The following is a 21,418-nucleotide window of genomic DNA, read 5'->3' on the forward strand; positions in this document are numbered from 1 at the left end:
GGTTTTCTCCGGTTTCGGGCGTCACGCCCGGTCAGGCGTCGCCGGTGGCGACCTTGAGATCGTTGTACATGCCCCATTCCGCCCAGCTTCCGTCATAGACGGCGTGGCGGGGGGTCCCGAGGATTTCGAGGGCGAGGTCGAGCACCGCCGCCGTCACGCCGGACCCGCACGACGAGATCACGGGTTTGGCGGTGTCCACGCCCGCTTCTGTGAATGCGGCGCGCAACTGCTCTTCGTCTTTCATCGTGCCATCCTCGTTCAATAGCTCGAGGAAAGGAACGTTTCTGGAGTTCGGGATATGGCCCGAACGCAGACCTTCGCGCGGCTCCGGCGCTTCGCCCTTGAAACGGTCCGAGGCGCGTGCGTCGACGATCTGCCAGTCCCCCAGTTTGACGGCCGCTGCCACCTGGGTCACGTCCTTGACCATGTCGGCGCGGCGGCTGACCGTCATGTGCCGGTCCCGGATTACGGGCGGCATGTCTTCCACGGGTCGGTCTTCGGCGATCCATTTCGCGAGGCCACCGTCCAGAACCGCAACGTCGGTCTTGCCCATCAGGCGGAAGGTCCACCAGACGCGCGGAGCCGAGAACAGGCCTTTCGAATCGTAGACGACGACCTGGTGACCATCGCCGATTCCCATGGCGCGCATGCGCGACATGAATTTCTCCACCGGTGGCGCCATATGCGGCAGGTCGGATCGAAGGTCGGCTATTTCGTCTATGTCGAAGAACCGCGCCCCGGGAATATGCGCCGCGTCATACTCGGCCTTGGCGTCGCGTTCATCGGCCGGCATGTGCCAGGACGCGTCGATGAGGCGCAGATCCGGGTCGTTCAGATGGTCCGCGAGCCATGCGGTCGAGACCAGGGTCTTCGGGTCGTCATAGGCCATGCTGTCTCCCCTCGTTCAACGTCAACTGCCTAGCGCCGGGGACGCAGGGAGGCAAGGGGGGCGCTCATGTGAGCAGGCGAAGCGCCGTTCGGGCGAGACTCTTTGCGAAATCGGCGTCGAGTGGTTCATGGCCGGCGAGGAGCCGATAGAGGATCGGGCCGTAGATCATGTCGAGCACGGTTTCCAGAGCGGCGGGCGGCGATATCTCTTCCCGTTTCACAGCGGACAGGACCATGTCGCGCCCTGCGTCCCGCGATGACAGGATCACGCGGTTGCGGAAGGCACGGGTAAGCTCGCTGTCGGGATCGGCGCTTGCCAAGGCGAGCGCGATCTGGCGGCCACGCGTCGAGGCGAACGTGGCGACGAGCGTCTCCAATTGACGCGTCAGCGTGTCGGCCAGGGTGTTGGCAGTGCTGCTTTCAGGCTCTTTTTCGGGCAGAAGCGAAGCCATGGCCAATTCCGACTTGTTCGCCCAATTGCGATATATCGTCGGCTTTCCCACGCCCGATTTCGCGGCAACGGCTTCGATCGTCAGCCGTCCGAAGCCCTCCTGCATCAGAATGGTCCTGGCAGCAGAGAGTGCCTGGTCGCGCTTGGCCTTTGACGGTGGGCGCCCGCGAGGTTTCGGATTTGCTTGACTCATTTATTTACGAAACGTAACGTAATTCTAGAGTGGACGCAAGGAGCCTGCCATGTCCCTTACAGCTTACATCGTCTGCAAAGGCGCTGCCGATGCGATCGAGTTCTACAAGGCCGCGTTCGGAGCGGTCGAGGATTTCCGCATGACCGATCCTTCCGGCGATGGCCGCCTGGGGCACGCCGAGTTGGACATAGGCGGGGGGCGCTTGATGCTGGCGGACGAATACCCTGATTTCGGGGCGATCTCGCCAGACACGCTTGGCGGCACGCCCGTATCGCTGCATCTCGTCGTCGATGATGTGGATGCTGTCGCGGCGGCAGCGGACAGGGCAGGCGGGACGATCCTCAGACCGCCGACCGATCAGAGCTTCGGGGAGCGCAATTGCCTCGTTCAGGACCCGTTCGGGCATCGTTGGTTCCTGGCTCAGGTGACGGAAGACCTGTCCGGGGAAGAGATGCAGAAGCGCTGGGACGACGAGGCGGGTTAGACGAATGCCTGAAATGCCAGCCCGGCAAGCACGGCGCCGACCATTCCCAATGCGAGATAAAGCAGGAAGACGTGCGTTTTGACCAACGCCCAGATCGCTGCCATCGCTGGCACGCAGCTCACCGCGCCCGCCACCATGAATGCCATCGCGGAACCAGCGCTCATCCCCTGTTCCATGAGACCGGACAAGAGCGGGGGCGCAGCATAGGAATTGAGGTACGCAGGCATCCCGACAAGCGCAGAGAGCGCGATGGGACCAATGCCTTCGCCGCCGACGGTGCTCGCAATCCAGTCGGCTGGCAGATACCGGACAAGTAGCGCCTGAAGCACGTATGCGAAGGCCAGCCATTTCACGAGGAAAAGAAGGTTGTCCCATCCTTCTGTCCGGAACGTGGCAAGCCTGTCGGCATCCTTCCAGATCGGCCAATATGCCTCGTCATCGACTGAACTGGGGGCGCAGCAGGAAGACGTCGACCAACTGGACGCTGCGGCCCGCACCGAACGCGGTTTGGCCACGTCCTTCAATCCTCCCGCGCGCGATATCGCCATGGTGACGAACCCGCCGAAGAGCCCGAGGCCCACCGCCGAAACTGCTTTGCCGACGGCGAAAGACCAATCTAGTGCGCCTGCCGTGACGACAAGCGATCCGGGGTCGATCAAGGGTGAGGCGAGCCAGAAGGCCATGATCGCTGCAATCGGGGCGCCAAGCGCGATGAGGCCGGCGATGAACGGAATGACTTCACAGGAACAGAAGGGAGCGAGCGCACCGAACGTGGCCGCGAGTAGGATGGCGGGCACTTCGCGGCCCTCGAACGCGCGCCCGATCAAAGCTTCGGCGCCAGAGGCCTTGAGATAGGCGACCAGCGCGACGGCGATGAGGATGAAGGGCAGGGTATGAACGAAGGAACCGAGCGCCTCTAACGAAACAGGCAAGAAAGCTGTTGTGTCGAACACAGCGACCGCCGCGAGGCACAGCGCCGAAATGGTCCAGGGCGAGCGCAGATGCCTGGCGAAAGTCCCGATCGTCGTGATGCCGAGAGCGGTACTGTCGGTCATGCCACCGCATCCTCTTCGGCACATGCGCAGGTGTCGTCGCATCCGTCACTCGCGCAACTTTCGCCGCAATCGTCGGAGCACACGTCTGCGCAGCATTCTTCGAGAATGTAGTCCGCCAGTGCTCTGAGTTGATCGAAATCGGCCCGATTGATCGTCTCTCTGCCGCGCTTTTCCTGTGTCACGAGCCCGCCGCCGACCAGCGACCTGATGTGGTGGGCGAGCGTCGTGGGGGCGATCCCGGTCTTGTCCCGGATGTCCGAGATGTTCAGGCCGTCCTCTCCCGCGCGCACGAGAGATTTCAGGACGGCAAGGCGAGCTTCTGATCCGATCGCGGAAAATCCGGCTGAGGCGAGGGCGGGGGTCATGGCGATTCCTTTTAACTATAAAACTAGTTTTATAGGTATTTTTGCGAATGGCAAGACAAAGGCCGCAAGTATTCCGGGATTCTAGAATTCCAGAATCCCGGAATCTCTAAGGTGTTGCTAAAGATAGGTTTTTCCTGCTGTCGTTAACGAAGAGATTAACGAAGTATGCTTTCAATGTGGGTTTTCAGGCAGTCGCGGCCCGGATTGCGCGCTCCAAGCCGTCGCGAAAACGGGCTCTGTCCGACTTCGAGAATGCTTTGCCTCCGCCCTGCCTGAAGGGGTCTGCGGCGCGCAGGTCGGTCATCAAGTCGCGTGTGGCGAGGGCCTGCCCGATATTGGCCTGAGTCAAAGCATCGCCGTTGTGTTTGATGACATGCGCGCCAGCCTCGACACATTTGGCTGCCAGCGGGATATCTCCCGTCACCACGACATCTCCGGGTCCGGCGCGTTCGGCGATCCACTTGTCGGCTTCGTCCGGACCATCGGCGACGTAGACGACTTCGACCAATGGATTGTCGGAAGGACGCAATCCGCCGTTGCAGACATGTTTCAATTCCGTCTTGTGCCGCACCGCGACCGCTTCGGCTTCGGCTTTCACCGGGCAGGCATCCGCGTCGACGTAGATCACGCGTAAAGTGCCTCGGCATGGAAGGCGACATGTTCTTCCATAAACGACGACACGAAAAAATAGCTGTGGTCGTAGCCCGGTTGCATCCGGATGACCGACTGCTGACGGGCCTGACCGACGGCTTGCATCAAGGTCTCGGGCATCAGGAGGTCTATGAACTGATCCTTGGTTCCTGTGTCGACGAGCATTGGCCCGTCGAACCCGCGTTCGCGCATGAGAAGCACTGAATCGTGCGCGTCCCACGCATCCTGATCGTCACCCAGATACGCCCCTAGCTGCTTTTGGCCCCAGTCCGAGGCGGTGGGATGGCAGATCGGCGAGAATGCGGACACGGACCTGAACCGCTCCGGCAGGGTCATGGCGATGGTCAACGCGCCGTGGCCGCCCATGGAATGACCCGTGATCGCCTGCCGCTCCGGGTCGAGCGCGAAGTTTTCGAAAAGCAGTGCGGGGAGATCTTCTGTCACGTAATTCCACATGCGATAATGCTGAGACCAAGGTTGCTCGGTCGCGTTCACATAGAAACCCGCGCCCTTACCCAAATCGTAAGCCTCGTCGTCCGCCACGCCTTCGCCGCGCGGTGACGTATCAGGGAAGACCAGCGCAAGGCCCTGTTCCGAGGCCCAGGCTTGCGCCCCGGCTTTCGTCATCGCGTTCTCATGTGTGCAGGTCAGGCCCGAGAGATACCAAAGCACCGGCACGGGTCCGTCGCGCGCTTCCTCGGGGAGAAACAGCCCAAAAGTCATGTCGGTCCCGGTGGCGCGGGAGGCGTGGGAATAGACCCCCTGAACCCCTCCGAAACAGGCGTTTTCAGATACCGTTTTCATCGCCAACCCTCGCTGCGTCATTCCATTGGGCCGACGCTAACGGGGTCGCCTGTAGGGGGCAAGCAATTGGGCTTAAGTCAGAGACCTGCCTCTTTCGCGATCTCGGCGCGAGTTTTGCGCGCGCGTTCGGTCTCGGATTTGAGCTGGCCGCAGGCCGCCATGATGTCCTCACCCCGCGGGGTGCGGATGGGCGAAGCATAGCCAGCCTTGTAAATGATGTCCGCGAACCGGCGGATGCGGTTGTTGGACGAGCGTTTGTAGGGCGCGCCGGGCCATTCGTTGAACGGGATCAGGTTGATTTTCGCGGGAATGCCCGCGATCAGCTTGATGAGTCGGTGCGCGTCCTCGTCACTGTCGTTCACCCCGTCGAGCATCACGTATTCAAAGGTGATGCGCTCGGAATTCGAGAGTTTCGGGTATTCCCTGAGCGCCGCCAGAAGCTTCTCGATGTTCCACTTCTTGTTGATCGGAACCAGCTTGTCGCGGGTTTCGTCGGTCGTGGCGTGGAATGAAATGGCGAGCTGGCAGCCGATCTCGTCGCCCGTCCGCGCAATTTCCGGCACGACACCAGAAGTCGAGAGCGTGATGCGCCTGCGGCTGAGGCTGATCCCCTCGCCATCCATCGCGATCTTCATCGCGTCGCGCACCGCGTCGAAATTATAAAGCGGCTCGCCCATGCCCATGAGCACGATATTGGATACGAGCCGGGGCTGCTCGCCCATGCCTTTGCCGGCAGGCACCCAATCCTCGAGGTCATCGCGGGCCATCATGATCTGGCCCACGATTTCGCCAGCAGTCAGGTTACGAACGAGCTTCTGCGTTCCGGTGTGGCAGAATGAACAGGTCAACGTGCAGCCGACTTGCGATGAGACGCAAAGCGTTCCGCGATCCTCTTCGGGGATGTAGACCACTTCGACCTCGTGTCCACCGGCGATCCGAACGAGGTATTTTCGCGTGCCGTCCTCGGAAATCTGGCGCGACACGACCTCGGGCACGCGGATCTCGAAATGCTCGGCCAGCGTCGTGCGATAGTCCTTGGACAGATTCGTCATGTCCGCGAAGTCGCGGACGCCTTTCTGATAGATCCACTGCCAAAGTTGGCCGGTGCGCATTTTGGCCTGCTTCTCGGGCGTGCCTGCGGCGATCAGCGCCTCGCGAAGCCCATCACGGGTCAATCCGACAAGGTTCAGCTTACCCACCGAAGCGCCTTCGGTGCGGGGGATCGTCAATACGTCCTGAGTGATCGGTGCCGAGGCAGCCATGTCGCGCGAGTCCTTTGGATAGTTGCGCCCCATATAGGGGTTCTGCGCCCGAAATCAAAAAAGAAAACGCCCCGGACAGCCGGGGCGCGTTCGGTCGTCTGCGTTTGGATCAAGTTATTTGCAGCGAGCGCCCGCATCGTCCACGGCAGCGGTGAACCCCATCAGCGAGAACGTGTCTTCCGTGCGGGTTCCACGGCTCGAATTCCCGACGAGAACCGCGTTGGCGCCGGACTTCATCGCTGTCACGATCTGCTGGTCCGCTTCCGGTCCGGCCGACCACGCCCATTCACCATCGGTGAATAGGTCGAACGTGTCGTCACCTATGGTGAGTTTGACGGTCGATCCGTCAGCAAACGGATAGCCGCCGGTGAAACTGACTTCGCCGGTTCCGTTTTCGCTACGGTAGGAGACGAAGAGGAGGATGTCGCCACGGCGCACCGCGACCGATCGGCCCTCTTTCGTATTCACCGTCTGTTTCGGCTTCGAAACGCTCCAGCATTCTTTCGGGTCGCCGTCGACGAAGACGCTCCAATCGGTGTTCGCTGCAACGCGGTTCGTGCTTTCCTGAGCCGTGGCGGTCGTCGCGACCAATGCCAGCGCGATGATGCCAAGGCCCCGTTTGATCCGTAATGTCATGTCGTAAACAGCCTCCAGCTGCTCTGCCTCTGTGTCCCGGGCCCCCAACCGTCTGATGCGGTTTTTCATGGGCCGTAGACCTGTTTCAACCTTCTGGTGGCACATTAGCGTGTTTCCGCGCGATTTTGAAAGCCCTGTTGGCGGAAAATCGCTGTCCGATATGGGTTTGCCAGCCTTTTGGCGCGGCTTATCCAGTCACGAATTCGTCAGCATGGTAGCCCTGGATGTACAGAAGAGCGGTGAGATCGCCGTGGTTGATGCGGATGTCGCATTGTGCCGCGACAGTAGGTTTCGCATGAAGCGCGACGCCGGCGCCGGCGAGGCCGAGCATACCCAGGTCGTTCGCGCCGTCCCCGACCGCCATCACCTCCGCGTGAGACAGACCGAGCCGAGCCGATATGTCTTCGAGTGCCGCAACCTTCGCGGCCCGACCAAGGATGGGTTCCGCGACTTGACCGGTAAGCGCTCCATTTTCGATGCCAAGCGTGTTGGCCCGGTTTTCATCGAATCCAAGCTGCGCTGCGACCTGTTCGGTGAATGCTGTGAACCCGCCCGAAACGAGCGCAGCATAGGCACCGTTCGCCCGCATCGTTGCGACGAGTTCGCGGCCCCCGGGCATAAGGCTGATGCGGGTTTTCAGAACGTCGGCGATCACGCGTTCGGGCAGACCGGCAAGAAGACCGACGCGTTCGCGCAAAGCGCCTTCGAAATCGAGTTCGCCGTTCATTGCGCGCGCGGTGATGTCCGCCACCCGCTCGCCAACCCCGGCCTCATCTGCAAGCTCGTCGATGCATTCCTGCTGGATCATCGTGCTGTCCATGTCGGCAAGCAGCATCATTTTCCTGCGGCCCTCCGAGGGCTGGACGACCAGGTCGATGCCGAGCGCCTGCATGTCCTCCCAGACCGTCCATCGGTTGTCGGGGCAGGCTGGCATGTCGAACTCGGCGGCCTCGCCGCGTGAGAGCCAGCGCGCGGCGCTGCCGCCCCACGCAGAGGCAAGGGTTTCGACCAGGCTGGTCTCGAGTGCACCGCTACCGGGTGCCGCGATCAGGGTTGTGGTGAACATTAGCCCCTCCGATTGTCATGCTCCGACTACCCGGATCGCATGGGAAGGGAAAGACCTCAGCCCTGTGGCGAGCGCAGGGCGTCCACGTCCGAGGCCGAAACCTCGTCGCCTCCGTCGAGCACGAGGATCGTCTGGCCGTCCTCGACCCGGGCTTCGACGACTTCGGAATAGACCGCCATCTGCTCTTCCGACAGAAGTCCGGTGGCGTTGTAGGATTGCATGTGGAACGTGTAGTTCCCTTCCGGGACCAACTGCCCGGTCGGCCCAAGACCGGCCCATTCGATCGGTTCGTTCGTCAATGGGATCTGGACACGGTCGATCTGTTGCCCCGCCGCGTTGCGAACCACCATGAAGGCTTCTGTCGCGCCCGAGGGCACCGCAGGCGTGACTTCTATCGGTTGCAGGTCGAAATGGGCGGGTGAAACAGCCCGCGCTTCCATCCCGACCCAGCCAACGAGGTCGGACATGCCCATGACGCCGAGCTGGTTCTGCAAGGCTTTGAGCAAGTCATTGGTCTGCACCTGTTGCTCGACGCCCGAGAAGGTGGCGAGTTGCACGGCATAATCGGTGCTCTCGATCGGATTCAGCGGATCCTGATTTTCCATCTGAACCGTCAGCATTTTCAGGAACGTTTCGAAATCCGAGGAGATCATGTTGCCGTTTGCGGCACCGCTCGTCGTCTGAACGTTGGACGTCGCCGAAGCACCGTATGAAACGACACTGTTCGTCTGGCCAATATCCATTTCGTACTCCTTTCATGTCACAGCCTGAGGTCGATACCACCGGACGGATGGCGCGACCTCCGCAGGTTTGCACCCGTCACGTCTGCCGGATCGCTGACAGCAGGTTGAAGAATTTCGACCCGCGCCTTCTGCCCGGTGTCCTCGCGCGGGCCGTCTCGCCCGTCGCCCCCCCCGAAATCAAACGCGAGATTGCTAAAACCCATGTCTCGCAATTCCTGCTCGAGCAGGTCGAGGTTTCGGCGGATCAGTTCGAGCGTTTCCGGGCGGTCCGCAGATAGCGAAACGTTCATTGTGCCGGCGTCCTGGGTGAATGAGAGGCTAAGGCGGCCAAGCTCTTCGGGCCGCAACGTAACCTCTACTCGTCCGTCCGCTGGCATCCGCACGATATCCGCAACCTGTGATACGACATGACGCGCGGTCTCGGGACGGGCCAGAGTGACCGCATCGACGAGCGACGACTGCGCCGCGTTGTTGCGGCCGCTCTCTCCCATCGGCAAGTCGACCACGAAAGACTCGACGTCCGTCCTGTTTGTCGTGTGCGCCAGATCCGGTCCCGGTCCAACGGCCGTTTGCATCACCGTGGCCTCGCGCAATGCAGGTGTGACCAGCCTCGCCTTGCCTGTTTTCGGCTCAGGGCTGGTCCGCGCGCTGTCTTGCGTATCATCGAACGCGGACGCAGATCGCACGGGCGTGTCACCATCGGGCTCCACGGCCTCGGGAGGTTGGATTGGCACCGACGTTCTGGAAACCGACGTGTCCGGCTTTTCAGCCGCAACCGTGGTTTCGGAGGGAGAGGAGAGGTTGGGCGCGGGATCCAGCATGTCCATCGCGGGTGCAGACGAAATTGGTTGCAACGGCTGTTTGAGTTCATTTGTCGAAGGCGCCTTCTCTCGAATGTTACCCATCGCTGCTGGCGCTTCTTCGGTTTGTTTGGTTGCGATCGTTCTGACTTCTGCCGAATTGCGCGGGTGCAGAGGTATTGGGTCGTTCGAAAAAACGTGCTTGTCCACAACCGCGATACCACGCAACGTGTCCGAAGAGCCCGTACGGTTTTCACTGGGTTCGTTTACCGCCACGGCAACCGCCCCTTCCGTTGCAGGTTTCTCAACGAGGTTGGATGGCGGTCTCATAGTTCGCTCCAGGTCATTTCGACTCTTGGCGCCACTGGAGTCAGGGGCCTTGTTCGAGAGTAGTGAGGTGTCGGCCGTCCGGGCGGCGTCCTGACCCCCTATTGCCTCAACATAGCTACCCTGCTGCGCCTCGGACGTGGCATTTGCCGACCCGTCGCCAGCTGCATCAGGCCAGCTCACTCCGGCACGTTCCGACGGCACTGCCGCTTCCGATACTGATTTCGGAGAAGTTGACGCAGCAAATGGTATTCCTCCAGCTTTGGAAGCATCGACCTCCATTGACTTGCGCGGAGTGTCCGCCCGAGGCGTCTCGAAGACCTCGTTGCCCGAAGGCTCCGAACCGTCAGCGGGTCTCTCTTTGGGTTCTTCGAAGCGTTCGGAAAAAGAACTCTGCGCTTCTGGTCGGGCGGTCTTGGCAATATCGGGACTATCCGGTGTGTGGCTAACCTTTTGCGGCGTTTTGGAGTTCGACGGTGCCGCAAAGGCAAGGTGGGACATGTCCATTTCCACTCCAGGTGTTCTGACGCTGAGTGCCGGTATTATTGGTCGATCCCGTTACCAAAATCTTTACCGATGCAGATCATTGTCGGGAAAACATACCCAATTCGAGCGATCGCCATGGATCCCATATTTCCGACAGTCCCTTTGCTTGCCCCGACCGGAAGCGAAACAGCTGATGTTGATGCGCGGCTCCGGGCAACGGCGAAAGAGCTCGAGGCCAGCTTTCTCGCGGAAATGCTCAAATCCGCCGGGCTCGGCGAGATGCCCTCGGCATTCGGAGGTGGACCGGGAGAAGAGCAATTCACGTCCTTTCTTCGGTTGGAACAGGCTCGTCAGATGACCGAATCCGGCGGTATCGGGCTTGCCGAGACGATTTTCGAAGCGTTGAAGGAGCGAAACGATGGGGCTGTTTGAACGAAAGGACGCGGTCGAAGCGTTTCGTGACCTGTTGGAAAAGGAGCGGAGATTCATTCTGACCGGCAACATCGAAGGAGCAGAAGGTCTGACGCGCGAGAAAAAACGCCTCATCGGGCGCATTGCGACGACAGGGGCCGATGTCGAAGCGCTCATGTCGCTTCGTCGGAAGGCAGATCACAACAACCGTCTTCTGGAAGCCTCCGCCAAAGGGTTCAAAGCGGTCGAAGACCAGCTCCGCAACCTCACATCTGCGTCCGTTTCACTCAACACGTACGGATCCGACGGGCACCGCTCGCCACTTGGGCGCGGGGGGCCGGATGTCGACAAAAAGGCTTGATTTCTGCGCGAAACCTCCACGCTTTCGCCTAAAATACGACACATTCGCAGTGAACATCTTCACCGTTCTTTTAGCACTTCAGCCTCACGGTGCACTCGCATCCTGAGGGGGTGGCGCGGATCGCAAAGTCAAGATCCGCAGAGGTCAGAATGACTCTTGAACCCGCTCTGAGCGGGCGGACCTCTAAACCCGGCGGGAATCGCCGCTTGACTGAAGGAAAAGACGAAATGTCCTCCATTCTGACGAACTCCAGCGCCATGGTCGCGCTGCAAACTCTCAAATCCATCAACTCGAACCTCCAGACGACGCAGTCGGAGATCTCGACCGGCAAATCCGTTGCTTCGGCCAAGGACAACTCGACGGTTTGGATGACCTTCGCGTTCGAGGAATAGGCCCGTTGTGTCTGGATCAACGAAGTCAACTCGCCTGCTACGTCCGTGGTCGATCCTTCCCGGGTAAAACCGATGACTTCGCCGGTCGGACCATCACCCGCATCCCAAAGGAAGAAGGAGCCGGATTGGGGGGAGACCTGATAAGTCTGGTTGGAATGGGAAATCAGCCCATTCGGGTTGGGAACGTCGACAAGGGGCACCTGATAGATCGTGCGCGTGAAACCAGTGTCGTAAGTCGCGGTGATATAGCCGTTCACGTCGATCTCGACGGACGTCAGGTTGCCAACGGGCGAGCCGTCCTTGGTGATGGAAACCGGTGCGAAGCTATCCGAAAGCTGGGTCAACCCGTTCGGATCGCCAAGCGCACCGATGGTCAGTTCCATGGGTCCGCCGTTGACCGTAAGCGCGATGACACCCGTAGAGCTGTCGTAGGCTCCGCCTGAGGCCACCGTTACGGCAGCGAGTGTTCCGCCATTCGCGCGACTGTCGTCGAATTCGAGGATATACTCACCGATCACCGCGCTGGAGGACGCGCTGTCCTCAATGGTCATCGTCCAGATGTTCGATGGCGGGTCGCCGGCCGTCGCCGGAACTGTCGGGGTGAAGGTCACATCCAGGCTTTCCGAAGTCCCGAGATTTCCGAAATACTCGATCGACAATGGCAAGTCGTCGCCCGCGGCCCCGTATTCAGTGTCCGTCGCCGGAAGGTTCACGCCAAGGTTCATGCGGGTCGTCGGGTCCCCGGCCTGTTGATTGACCTGGACGATGACGGGTTCGAGCGCCGTTACCGTATCGCGTGGATAAGTCCCGACGTTGCCGTCAGCATCGGCGGGCCACCCCATGAGCACGAGACCAGTCTCGGTCTTCAAGACCCCGTCTTGATCAGTGCGGAAAGAACCGGTCGTTGTGACGAGCATTGGCTTGTCTTCGCTGTTCGAAGTCAGGAAAGCCTCTTGCGTAACGGGAAGCATGCCGCGCCCGGAAATCGCGATATCGAGTGGATTCGATGTGGAAATCAGGGGCCCGTTTTCATCGATGAGACGTTGTGTGGTTGCGCGCACGCCGCCTGCGGAATAGGTGCCTGCCCCCGCAATGCCGCCAATCACGAGGCTCTCGAAGTCAGCCGTGGCGCGTTTGTACCCATATGTTGCCGAATTCGCGATGTTATCGGAAATCGTCGACAGCCGCGTCGCATTGGCGTTGAGCCCGGCGACACCGGCGCTCAAGGAAGATGAAATTGTCATGGTTGCACCTTTCTGCTGCCACCTCATTCCCGGTCCCTTCTAGACCGTCCGAATTAAGCGGCGCTTAATACCTAAAATGCCCCCTGTTTACTCTCAGCGTCGGGAACGGAGCAGGATCAATTCGATCCTGTTGTTACGCAATGCCATGGGATTTCGCGCTGCTGGCTTGCGGTCGGCATGACCGGTGACCCTCTGAATGCGAAGCGGGGGCAGGCCGCCGGCTTCCAACATGCGGCGCACTTCGTCGGCGCGCTGACTGGACAGCTCCCAGACCTCGCTGTTCACCTTCACCACCGGCTCGGCTCTCGTGTGACCGGTGACAGCGACACCGTTCCGGACCAAAGCGAAGGTCCGCGCCATCATCGACACCAGCTGTTCCATGACCTCGGTCGGGTGCGCCGTGCCTTGATCGAACAGTGTTTCACCCTCGAGATCGAACAGCTCCACCACGAGGCCTTCATCGGTCAATTCCGTTACAACGTGCCGCTGAAGCAGATCGGAAACCACGCTCTCACCCGTCTTGCCGCTCAAAGCTTTCTCGATCTCCTCAAGCGCTCTCGCCTCGGCGGCCTGGTCCACGTCGTTGCCGTCGCCCTGACCACCGTCCGGCGCCTCGGACGAGGCATCTTCAGCCAGGCTCGGCATCCCGCCCTGGCCGGTTTGCGCCAGGCTTTCTTCCGTGAACACGCTGTCACCGCCAAAGGCACCGTCACCGCCGCCCGATATTCGGTTCACGGGGATCGTCGGGCTGAAGTAATCCGCAATCCCTTTGCGTTGTTTCTCGGTCGTTGCGTTCAAAAGCCACATCAGCATGAAGAAGGCCATCATCGCGGTCACGAAGTCGGCATAAGCCACCTTCCATGCGCCACCGTGGTGACCATCGCCACCACTCTTCTTGACCTTCTTGATGATGATGGGCGCATTGGCTTGCGCGCTCATCCCACCACACCTCTATTTTCACCCGTGGCCAGAGTTACGCCCCCGGGGTTAACGTGCGGTTAGAAAATAAGATTGTCAGCAGATTTCCTGCGAGGTGGTTAACGCGACACGGTTACAGAAGCTGATCCAGCCCCCGCGTTACACCGACCAGATCGACAACGCGCCGCGCTGCGAGTAGGGTGCCGGGCACGAGAATATCTGCGGAATGGCTGTCTGCGTCATGGGTGATCGTCAGCCGCGAATTGCCATTGGCAAAGGTGCTTGTCACTGTCGCCGAATAGCTTGGCATCCTGAGTGAATGAACCTGCACGCCGTTGATCGTGCCACCCCTTAGCCCCGGCTCTCCCTTTACGCTGGAAGGGTCAACTTCGTGGGCGGGCTTCTTCACATCTCCCATCCGCTCCGCCAATTCCCGCGCCGTTCCCGTGGGCGCATCGGTTTTCTTGGGCCGCGAGTAGTCGATGATCTCGAACCAATCGAGGTACGCGGCGGCGATGAGCGAGAACCGAGTCATAAGTGCGGCGGTCAGCGCGAAATTGCCCGACGCGACGACCCCGACGCCCTTGGCGCGCGCCGCTGCGTCGATGTGTTCGAAATCGTCGGCTTTCAGCCCCGATGTTCCGATCACCACATGGCGACCAGCCTCGATCGCAGTAAGAGCGTTTTCCTTGACCACCGACAGCGCGGTGTAGTCGATCAGGACGTCCCAATCCGCGCCGGACAGCGCATCCGAAACGCTTGAATAGCAGGGAGCGCCAAGTATCGACTGGCCGGCGTGAGACCGGGATACGCATGCGGACAGTTCCATGTCCTCGGCGTCCACGATGCCTTGTGCGATCACGCTGCCAGACAACCCCGTCGCCCCGGCCATGCAGACCTTCATCATACGCTCACCCTCCGATTTTGCCCTGATAAAGCTTAACCTTGAGCCCGCCATTGTCGATCACAGGCCCCGACGTGAGGTCCAGCCCGGTTGCGTGGGCAAGCTTCGCATCGGTTGTGACGATGCCGACACGCCAGCCGCCGAAATGCTCCCGCAACCGAGCGCCGAGCGCGGAATAAAGCCCGATCAGCGACCCAGGCTTGCCGATCCGGTCGCCGTAGGGCGGGTTCACGATGACGAGGCCGGGGGTTGTGGTCGGGGCGGTGAGTGCCGACACGGGCTGGCACGAAAGCGAAATCGCGTCGGACAGCCCATGGGCCGCTGCGTTCGCGGCAGCCCCTTTGATGGCCCCCTGATCACGGTCGTAGCCGTAAAAATGCGCCGGGGCAGGGCGGGAAGGTTCAGGGCGGATCAACCTTGCGAAGGCGTCTGCGTCGAAGCTCGGAAACGACTGGAAAGCGAAGCCCCGACCGCGCCCCGGTTGCAGGCCCGCCGCTGATCCAGCCCCTTCCAAGAGGAACGTGCCGGATCCGCACATAGGGTCCACCAGCGGCTCCGACCCATCGTACCCGCAGGCCCGCAGGAGAAGCGCGCCAAGGCTTTCGCGAAGAGGGGCCTTTCCGGTGAACCCCTTTTGCCCGCGCTTGTGCAGACTCTCGCCGGAGCTGTCGAGCGACAGGGTGACGAGGTTCCTGTCGATGCGCACCTTGAGCGTCACCTCGCCATGGGTTCCGACCTCGCAGCCAAGTGATCGTTCAAGCGCGGTCTCGAACCGCCCCTTGACCGCACCCGCGTGATACAGCTTCGACTTGTTGGTCGCCGCTTCGACCCGCACCGGAACATCGGGCGTCAGCCAGTCGGCCCAGGGAAACGCCTTAGCCTCGGCCTCGAGCTGGTTGAAATGCACCGCGCGAAATGACCCGATCCTGACGAGAACGCGCACCGCGCCCCGCAGTTCAAGGTTGGCGCGCCAAACCTCGGGCCACGGGCCGCGCATGGTCACGCCGCCTTCTTCCTTCTTGCCCCGCTCAAACCCGAGCGCGTTGACCTCCTGTGCGAGGTAACGTTCAAGCCCCGGCGGGCACACGCCAAAGAAGTCGAGGTCGTCCATGCCCCCGCTTTAGGGCAAACTCAGCGATTGCAAAAGGTGTGGCTTCGCCGCGCAGGCCTTGCGCCCGCCTTTCGGCGGACGCGGTACGACCAGGCTGGTCAGGCTGCGGTTTTCTGCATGCACCAACTTTGCGCGGCGTCCATATCGTCCGCCCCGAACCGACAGACTTTAGTGCCGGGCAGCCACGGACCGACGAAATCGACCATCGCGCCGACCCACTCCTTGTTCGATACCAAGGCGATCCGATCTATCCGCCCAAGCTTGCCGAGCAGCTTCAGCTCCAGACCCAAATCCTCGCCGATTGCGTCATCGGTGATATCGGTCCACGCGGTCATGTCGACGATGATGCTCATTTCCGGCGTGTCGTTGAACGCGCTTGCGAAGGTATCCTTCAGAGGCGCGATGTCGTCCCGCTCCACGGTGCCGTGAAGTGTCAGGATCATGGTGTTGCCAAGCATTTCAGTGTGAATCATGGCTGGCCTCCTTTCGCAGGAAAAACGCGTAGAGCGGGGCAGTTGTTCAGATGATTTCGCCTTTTATGCAGCATCGGTCGAAACCCGCCGAAGCTCAGCGGGCCGCGAGGTCGAGCAAGCGTGTGATCGCGCGCAGATACACGTCGGGCGAGGCCCCGTTGGCGATGGCGAGAGCGGCCCTGTCGAACCCGGCAGCCAGAATGTCGGCGATCGCTTCGACCTCCTCGCCCGGCTCTTCGCTCGCCATGAGGTCGAACAGGCCGTCCCTCAATGACGCGGCACTCGTTGATCGGTCGATCTCGGCCATCTCCCGGTCGCCAAGCTGGGCGGGCCCGTCGCGCAGGAGGAGTTGAACCCTTCCTTCCCGAGACATGGCGTCGAAATAAGCGCGCGCACCGGACAATAGCGCCTCACGCGGCGTCTCTGCGCGCTCGGAGACGCTTTCGATCTCGTCCGCCACCGCCTGCGCCTCGGCTGTCACCACAGCGCGGAACAGGTCGGTCTTGTCCTCGAAATGATGATAGAGCGCGCCGCGCGTCACGCCGGCATCGCGCACGAGGTCGGGCGTTGCGGTTCCGGCGAACCCCTCGGACACGAACCGGGCGCGCGCGGCAGCGATCAGGCGCTTACGCGTCTGTTCGCGCCGGGCGGCATTGGAGGCGGCTTTCTTGTCGACTTGCATGACATGCACTCTGTATGTTACCTAGTAAAAATACACAATGTATGTTTCAATCTTTCGTAGGAGAATTGCCATGAAATGCACGCAGTATTACCCCGTCATCATGACAGGCGACGTTGCTGGAACTGTCCGGTTCTGGTGCGACATGTTCGGGTTCACGCCACTCTTCGAAGCGGATTGGTATGTCCACCTCCAGATGAAGGATGATCTCGCCGTCAACCTCGCCGTGCTCATGGGTGATCACGAAACCATCCCTGCGATTGGGCGAGGGCGGGTCAGCGGGCTCCTCCTGAATTTCGAGGTCGACGATGTGGATGCGGTGCATGCCGCGTGCGTCGCGCAGGGCCTGCCCATGCTGCTGGACATCCGGGATGAGGAATTCGGCCAGCGTCACTTCATAACACAGGACCCAAACGGGGTTCTGATCGACGTCATCAAACCGATTCCGCCAAGCGCCGCATTCGCGGAGCAATACGCCGAAGCGGCTCTCCCATCCTGAAGTGACAGCGAAAAAAAGCCCCGGCGCATCGGCCGGGGCTTTCTCGTCAAAGTCGCTTTATGCGCGTGGATCAGGCGGGGTCTTTGATCGTGCGCAGGTAAGGCAGCTTGATGTCCACGTCGCCAAACTTGGCTTTGGCGTCCTCGTCGGATACCGAGAGGGCGACGATCACGTCCTCGCCCGGCACCCAATTGGCCGGCGTGGCGAGCGGTGCCCCGTCCGTCTTCATCACCGCGTCCAGCGCACGCAGCACTTCGGCGAAGTTGCGGCCCACCGACATCGGATAGGTCATGGTCAGGCGCAGTTTCTTGTCCGGCCCGATGATGAAGACCGAGCGCACGGTGGCGCTGTCGGCCGGTGTGCGGCCATCGGGCATGTAAGCGTCTGCCGGCAGCATGTCGAAGGCCTTGGCCATCGCCAGCCCCTCGTCCGCCACGATCGGGAAGCCCGCCTTGGCGCCGCCATAGCTTTCGATGTCACCTTTCCATTTCTTGTGATCCTCGACCCCGTCGATGGAAATGCCGAGCACTTTCACGCCGCGCTTGTCCCATTCGTCGGCAAGCTGGGCGACGGCCCCGAACTCGGTCGTGCAGACCGGCGTGAAGTCCTTGGGGTGCGAAAAGAAAATCGCGTAGGAACCGTCCACGAAATCGTGGAGGTCAATCGCGCCCATGTCGGTCTCGACCGTGAGGTTCGGAATTTCGTCGTTGATACGCAGGCCCATGATAAAAATCTCCCGTCTGCAGTTACGTTTGGATTAGAGATACGCCTCGCGCGGGATAAGAAAACCCCCCTGCGGCAGAATAGCCTACCGATTTTGTCGATCCGCCCGGAACAGGGTTTCTCGCTCTTCATCGGCGGATTGACGTAGCGGCAGAATTGGGGTCGCTTGTTCTTCCGGGGACAGGGTGACAGAGTGTCGCCAAATCGCCCGACCGCTCGGTCGGCTAAACTGCATCGGGAGGCATCCATGCTCGAGAAACGCGAATTCTACATCAACGGGGAATGGGTCACGCCCAGCGAAGCCCGCGACCACCAAGTCATCGACCCCTCGACCGAAGAACCCTGTGCCGTCGTGTCGCTCGCCAACGAGGCGGATGTGAACAAGGCGGTCGCGGCCGCAAAGGCCGCGTGGCCGGACTGGGCCGCGACGCCACCGGAGGAGCGCATCGCGCTGGTCGAGAAATTCTACCAGATCTACAAGTCCAAGGCCGAGGAACTGGCCCAAGCGATTACTTCGGAAATGGGTGCGCCGATCGACCTCAGCCGTGCGGCGCAGGTGGGGGCCGGTATTGGCCATACCAAGGCGTTTCTCGCCGCCGCCAAGGATTTCCAGTGGATCAAACCCCTTGGCGATCACGCGCCGGACACGATGATCGTGCACGAGCCGGTGGGTGTCTGCGCGCTCATCACGCCGTGGAATTGGCCTATGAACCAGATCAGCCTCAAGGTCATCGCGGCCGCCATCGCGGGCTGCACGATGGTCCTGAAACCCTCCGAGGAGAGCCCGATCAACGCGATGATCTTCGCAGAAGCGATGGATGAGGCGGGCTTCCCGAAAGGCGTGTTCAACCTCATCAATGGCGACGGTGCCGTGACCGGCAATGCGCTCACCGGCCACCCGGACGTGGACATGGTCAGCTTCACGGGGTCGACCCGCGCGGGGGCGATCATCTCCAAGAACGCGGCGGACAGCGTCAAACGCGTCCATCTCGAACTCGGTGGGAAGGGCGCGAACATCGTCTTTGCCGATGCCGACGACAAAGCAGTGAAACGCGGCGTGATCCAGATGATGAACAACTCCGGGCAGAGTTGTAACGCGCCGAGCCGGATGCTTGTCGAGAAGTCGATCTATGACGAGGCCGTGGAAACCGCCGCCAAGACCGCCGAGATCATCGCCGTTGGTGATAGCCATGAAGAGGGGCGACACATCGGCCCTGTGGTGAACGAGGCCCAGTGGAACAAGATTCAGGGTCTGATTCAGAAGGGCATCGACGAAGGCGCGCGGCTGGTTGCGGGCGGCCTGGGCCGTCCCGACGGAATGAATCGGGGCTATTATGTCAAGCCGACCATCTTTGCCGACGTGAACAACGACATGACCATTGCGCGGGAAGAAATTTTCGGGCCGGTGCTCACCATGATCCCGTTCGAAAACGAAGCCGAAGCCATCGAGATCGCCAACGACACCGTCTATGGCCTGACCAATTACGTGCAGACGCAGGACGGAGCCAAGGCCAACCGCGTGGCACTCAAACTGCGCTCCGGCATGGTCGAGATGAACGGCAACCCGCGCGGCGCCGGTGCGCCCTTCGGCGGCATGAAGCAGTCGGGCAACGGGCGCGAAGCCGGAGTCTGGGGCATCGAGGACTTCCTCGAGGTGAAGGCCATAGGCGGCTGGAGCCTCGACGCGGCGGAGTGATCGCACCTGAAAGGAGCGCGCTGTCGCGCGCGCAGGATATGCAGGGGGCCCCGAGGGGGCCCCTGAGGATTGGGGCCTTGCCCCAAACCCCAAAGTATTTCCCGAACAATGAAACGGATCGGCGACTTGTGCCGTAGCTTTCGATAGGAGGTGACATGGACGACTGGCTGAACCTCGCGGGACGCGTGTTGATCGCTTTGATCTTCTTCGGAGGTTTCGCGCAGAAGATCGGAGACCCCGGCCCTGTGCAGGGCATGATCGAAGGCATCGGCCTTCCTGGCTGGATGGTCTGGCCTGTGGCCATCTTCAACCTGGTCGCCGGGATTGCCCTTCTGACCGGGCCGTGGGTTCCTGCTTGGGCGCTCGTTCTTGCCGGCTACTGCCTTTTCACCAGCTATTTCCACTGGCAGCTTCGGGCCGATCCCTGGCAGGTGTCGATCATGGTCAAGAACTGGGCGATCGCGGGCGGACTTCTGATCCTCGCAGCACAAGGCCCGGGGCGGCTCGTGCTCTTCGGACGTGGCGGCTAGTCGAGACCCGGCTCATCCAGCATGTGACGCCCGCGTGCGTCTTCGACCTCGATCACCCAGAGGTCCGGGTCGAAACCGCGCTGTTTCGCGATGCTTTCATCCACAGCGCGTTCGTCGCCTTCGGAGAGCACAACCCAGGTCCGCGCGCCCGTCATCAGGTCCACAGATCGTTGAAACGCCTTTGCCTGTCCGTCCATCGTGGCGAGTTTGACCAGCACGGCGCCCGCCGTGTCATCGCCCCGTGCCACGACATAAACCCCGATCCCCTCGGCCTGAAGCCGCGCGAGATAGGCCGACACCCAGAGGCCAGAGGCCAGCCGGGTCACGAATTGCCGTCCCGGAAATCCAGCCCCATCTCGGAGTAGCGCTCTTTTTCCTCGAGCCAGTTGGGGCGCACCTTGACCTGAAGAAACAGGTGGATCTTGCGCCCGAGGAATTCCTCTAGCTCGGCACGCGCCGCCTGACTGACCGCTTTGATCGTCTCGCCCTTCTTGCCCAGGATGATCCCCTTGTGCCCGTCTCGGGCGACGTAGATCATCTGATCGACCCGGGCCGAGCCGTCCTTGCGCTCCTCCCAATTCTCGGTCTCGACCGTGAGCTGGTACGGCAGTTCCTGATGGAGACGCAGCGTGAGTTTCTCACGCGTGATCTCTGCCGCGATCATGCGGACCGGAAGATCTGCGATCTGGTCTTCGGGATAAAGCCACGGTCCTTCGGGCATCTGGTCCGCAAGCCATGTCTTTAGGTCCGCGACGCCATGGCCCTTCTCGGCAGAGATCATGAACGTCTCCGCGAAGTCGAAGGCTTCGTTCATCTGTTTGGTGATCTGAAGCAGCCCCTCGGACGGAACCTTGTCGATCTTGTTGATCGCAAGCGCCACCTTCCGGTTCGGCGCGACCTGTGTGAGGTTGGCGAGAATTTCCTTCACGCCCTTGGTGACGCCCCGATGCGCCTCGATCATCAACACGATGACATCCGCGTCCGCAGCACCGCCCCAGGCCGCCGCGACCATGGCGCGGTCGAGCCTGCGTTTGGGCTGGAACAGACCCGGCGTGTCCACAAGCACGATCTGTGCGTCACCCTCGAGCGCCACGCCGCGAATACGCGCGCGGGTGGTCTGCACCTTGTGGGTGACGATCGACACTTTCGCGCCAACCAGGTGGTTGGTCAGCGTCGATTTGCCCGCATTGGGCTCGCCGATCAGGGCGACGAATCCGGCTCTCGTGGTCATGTCTGCATACTCCGATTGCGGCGGAGATAGTGTAT

At 61.3% G+C, this 21,418-nt stretch carries 25 protein-coding genes and 2 pseudogenes; 7 read left to right on the forward strand and 20 right to left on the reverse strand.

Going from position 1 to position 21,418, the window contains the following annotated elements; translation table 11 throughout:
* Positions 1-31 precede the first annotated feature (31 nt).
* Together sseA and KJP28_RS15895 are read right to left on the reverse strand one after the other, a co-directional pair.
* Positions 32-889, reverse strand: a complete 858-nt coding sequence (gene sseA / locus KJP28_RS15890) for a 3-mercaptopyruvate sulfurtransferase (RefSeq protein WP_218393616.1) — start codon at positions 887-889, stop codon at positions 32-34.
* Positions 890-953: 64 nt separating this feature from the next.
* Positions 954-1,532 carry a TetR/AcrR family transcriptional regulator gene (locus tag KJP28_RS15895; protein WP_218393617.1) on the reverse strand — a complete coding sequence of 193 codons (579 nt, stop codon included), beginning with the start codon at positions 1,530-1,532 and terminating at the stop codon, positions 954-956.
* A gap of 49 nt (positions 1,533-1,581) precedes the next feature.
* On the opposite strand from KJP28_RS15895, the gene KJP28_RS15900 reads away from it, so the two are divergent.
* A complete protein-coding gene (locus KJP28_RS15900) occupies positions 1,582-2,016 on the forward strand; it encodes a VOC family protein (RefSeq protein ID WP_218393618.1) in 435 nt (144 codons plus the stop codon).
* On the opposite strand, the gene KJP28_RS15905 is transcribed toward KJP28_RS15900, so the two are convergent.
* The 9 genes from KJP28_RS15905 to KJP28_RS15945 all read right to left on the reverse strand — a co-directional run bounded on the left by KJP28_RS15905 (position 2,013) and on the right by KJP28_RS15945 (position 10,226).
* A complete protein-coding gene (locus KJP28_RS15905; RefSeq protein WP_218393619.1) occupies positions 2,013-3,071 on the reverse strand; it encodes a permease in 1,059 nt (352 codons plus the stop codon). The genes KJP28_RS15900 and KJP28_RS15905 overlap by 4 nt on opposite strands.
* Positions 3,068-3,436 carry an ArsR/SmtB family transcription factor gene (locus tag KJP28_RS15910; protein WP_218393620.1) on the reverse strand — a complete coding sequence of 123 codons (369 nt, stop codon included), beginning with the start codon at positions 3,434-3,436 and terminating at the stop codon, positions 3,068-3,070. The genes KJP28_RS15905 and KJP28_RS15910 overlap by 4 nt, the downstream gene beginning before the upstream one ends.
* A gap of 184 nt (positions 3,437-3,620) precedes the next feature.
* Positions 3,621-4,064, reverse strand: a complete 444-nt coding sequence (locus KJP28_RS15915; protein ID WP_218393621.1) for a YaiI/YqxD family protein — start codon at positions 4,062-4,064, stop codon at positions 3,621-3,623.
* Entirely contained in the window at positions 4,061-4,891 is an 831-nt protein-coding gene (gene fghA, locus KJP28_RS15920; protein WP_218393622.1) for an S-formylglutathione hydrolase, read from the reverse strand. Before fghA ends, KJP28_RS15915 begins: the two co-directional genes overlap by 4 nt.
* 77 nt (positions 4,892-4,968) lie before the next feature.
* The gene (gene rlmN, locus KJP28_RS15925; protein ID WP_218393623.1) at positions 4,969-6,153 is read right to left on the reverse strand and encodes a dual-specificity RNA methyltransferase RlmN; all 1,185 of its coding nucleotides are present in this window, start codon (positions 6,151-6,153) and stop codon (positions 4,969-4,971) included.
* A 114-nt stretch (positions 6,154-6,267) separates the two neighbouring features.
* A complete protein-coding gene (locus KJP28_RS15930) occupies positions 6,268-6,789 on the reverse strand; it encodes an invasion associated locus B family protein (RefSeq protein WP_218393624.1) in 522 nt (173 codons plus the stop codon).
* Between the two features lie 187 nt (positions 6,790-6,976).
* Positions 6,977-7,855, reverse strand: a complete 879-nt coding sequence (gene serB, locus KJP28_RS15935; protein WP_218393625.1) for a phosphoserine phosphatase SerB — start codon at positions 7,853-7,855, stop codon at positions 6,977-6,979.
* 56 nt (positions 7,856-7,911) lie between these two features.
* Positions 7,912-8,598 carry a flagellar hook capping FlgD N-terminal domain-containing protein gene (locus tag KJP28_RS15940; RefSeq protein ID WP_218393626.1) on the reverse strand — a complete coding sequence of 229 codons (687 nt, stop codon included), beginning with the start codon at positions 8,596-8,598 and terminating at the stop codon, positions 7,912-7,914.
* Positions 8,599-8,615: 17 nt separating this feature from the next.
* Positions 8,616-10,226 (reverse strand): flagellar hook-length control protein FliK, encoded by a 1,611-nt coding sequence (locus tag KJP28_RS15945; protein WP_218393627.1) that lies wholly within the window; start codon positions 10,224-10,226, stop codon positions 8,616-8,618.
* Between the two features lie 120 nt (positions 10,227-10,346).
* Between KJP28_RS15945 and KJP28_RS15950 the strand changes: the two genes are divergently transcribed.
* From KJP28_RS15950 to KJP28_RS15960, 3 genes and pseudogenes are all read left to right on the forward strand, one after another.
* Positions 10,347-10,643, forward strand: coding sequence for a rod-binding protein (locus tag KJP28_RS15950; protein ID WP_218393628.1), 297 nt, complete (start codon positions 10,347-10,349; stop codon positions 10,641-10,643).
* Positions 10,630-10,983 (forward strand): flagellar protein FlgN, encoded by a 354-nt coding sequence (locus tag KJP28_RS15955; protein ID WP_218393629.1) that lies wholly within the window; start codon positions 10,630-10,632, stop codon positions 10,981-10,983. Before KJP28_RS15950 ends, KJP28_RS15955 begins: the two co-directional genes overlap by 14 nt.
* A 227-nt stretch (positions 10,984-11,210) precedes the next feature.
* Positions 11,211-11,351: pseudogene (locus tag KJP28_RS15960) on the forward strand (flagellin N-terminal helical domain-containing protein); the annotation flags it as partial.
* On the opposite strand, the pseudogene KJP28_RS15965 reads toward KJP28_RS15960, so the two are convergent.
* The 6 genes and pseudogenes from KJP28_RS15965 to KJP28_RS15990 form a co-directional block, all read right to left on the reverse strand.
* A pseudogene (locus tag KJP28_RS15965) lies at positions 11,312-12,619 on the reverse strand (flagellar hook protein FlgE); the annotation flags it as partial. The pseudogenes KJP28_RS15960 and KJP28_RS15965 overlap by 40 nt on opposite strands.
* Positions 12,620-12,712: 93 nt before the next feature.
* Complete coding sequence (locus KJP28_RS15970; RefSeq protein ID WP_218393630.1) at positions 12,713-13,558, reverse strand: flagellar motor protein MotB; 846 nt, start codon at positions 13,556-13,558, stop codon at positions 12,713-12,715.
* Between the two features lie 112 nt (positions 13,559-13,670).
* Complete coding sequence (dapB, locus tag KJP28_RS15975; protein WP_218393631.1) at positions 13,671-14,444, reverse strand: 4-hydroxy-tetrahydrodipicolinate reductase; 774 nt, start codon at positions 14,442-14,444, stop codon at positions 13,671-13,673.
* 4 nt (positions 14,445-14,448) lie between these two features.
* Positions 14,449-15,552: a THUMP domain-containing class I SAM-dependent RNA methyltransferase gene (locus KJP28_RS15980; RefSeq protein ID WP_218393632.1), complete on the reverse strand. Its 1,104-nt coding sequence runs from the start codon at positions 15,550-15,552 to the stop codon at positions 14,449-14,451.
* Between the two features lie 98 nt (positions 15,553-15,650).
* Entirely contained in the window at positions 15,651-16,025 is a 375-nt protein-coding gene (locus tag KJP28_RS15985) for a SpoIIAA family protein (RefSeq protein WP_218393633.1), read from the reverse strand.
* A 94-nt stretch (positions 16,026-16,119) separates the two neighbouring features.
* Positions 16,120-16,707, reverse strand: coding sequence for a TetR/AcrR family transcriptional regulator (locus tag KJP28_RS15990; RefSeq protein ID WP_218393634.1), 588 nt, complete (start codon positions 16,705-16,707; stop codon positions 16,120-16,122).
* A gap of 70 nt (positions 16,708-16,777) precedes the next feature.
* On the opposite strand from KJP28_RS15990, the gene KJP28_RS15995 reads away from it, so the two are divergent.
* Positions 16,778-17,203 (forward strand): VOC family protein, encoded by a 426-nt coding sequence (locus KJP28_RS15995; RefSeq protein WP_218393635.1) that lies wholly within the window; start codon positions 16,778-16,780, stop codon positions 17,201-17,203.
* A gap of 70 nt (positions 17,204-17,273) precedes the next feature.
* Here the strand turns inward: KJP28_RS15995 and KJP28_RS16000 are convergent, their stop codons facing one another.
* Positions 17,274-17,927, reverse strand: coding sequence for a peroxiredoxin (locus tag KJP28_RS16000; RefSeq protein ID WP_218393636.1), 654 nt, complete (start codon positions 17,925-17,927; stop codon positions 17,274-17,276).
* A gap of 246 nt (positions 17,928-18,173) precedes the next feature.
* On the opposite strand from KJP28_RS16000, the gene KJP28_RS16005 reads away from it, so the two are divergent.
* Both KJP28_RS16005 and KJP28_RS16010 read left to right on the forward strand, forming a co-directional pair.
* A complete protein-coding gene (locus KJP28_RS16005) occupies positions 18,174-19,622 on the forward strand; it encodes an aldehyde dehydrogenase family protein (protein WP_218393637.1) in 1,449 nt (482 codons plus the stop codon).
* A gap of 155 nt (positions 19,623-19,777) precedes the next feature.
* Positions 19,778-20,152 (forward strand): DoxX family protein, encoded by a 375-nt coding sequence (locus KJP28_RS16010; protein WP_218393638.1) that lies wholly within the window; start codon positions 19,778-19,780, stop codon positions 20,150-20,152.
* Here KJP28_RS16010 and KJP28_RS16015 read toward each other — a convergent pair.
* Both KJP28_RS16015 and era read right to left on the reverse strand, forming a co-directional pair.
* Complete coding sequence (locus KJP28_RS16015) at positions 20,149-20,478, reverse strand: DUF1491 family protein (protein WP_218393639.1); 330 nt, start codon at positions 20,476-20,478, stop codon at positions 20,149-20,151. The genes KJP28_RS16010 and KJP28_RS16015 overlap by 4 nt on opposite strands.
* Positions 20,475-21,383: a GTPase Era gene (gene era / locus KJP28_RS16020; protein WP_218393640.1), complete on the reverse strand. Its 909-nt coding sequence runs from the start codon at positions 21,381-21,383 to the stop codon at positions 20,475-20,477. Before era ends, KJP28_RS16015 begins: the two co-directional genes overlap by 4 nt.
* Between the last annotated feature and the right edge of the window lie 35 nt (positions 21,384-21,418).

Origin of the sequence: Maritimibacter dapengensis (assembly GCF_019218265.1) — a bacterium.
Classification (GTDB): domain Bacteria; phylum Pseudomonadota; class Alphaproteobacteria; order Rhodobacterales; family Rhodobacteraceae; genus Maritimibacter; species Maritimibacter dapengensis.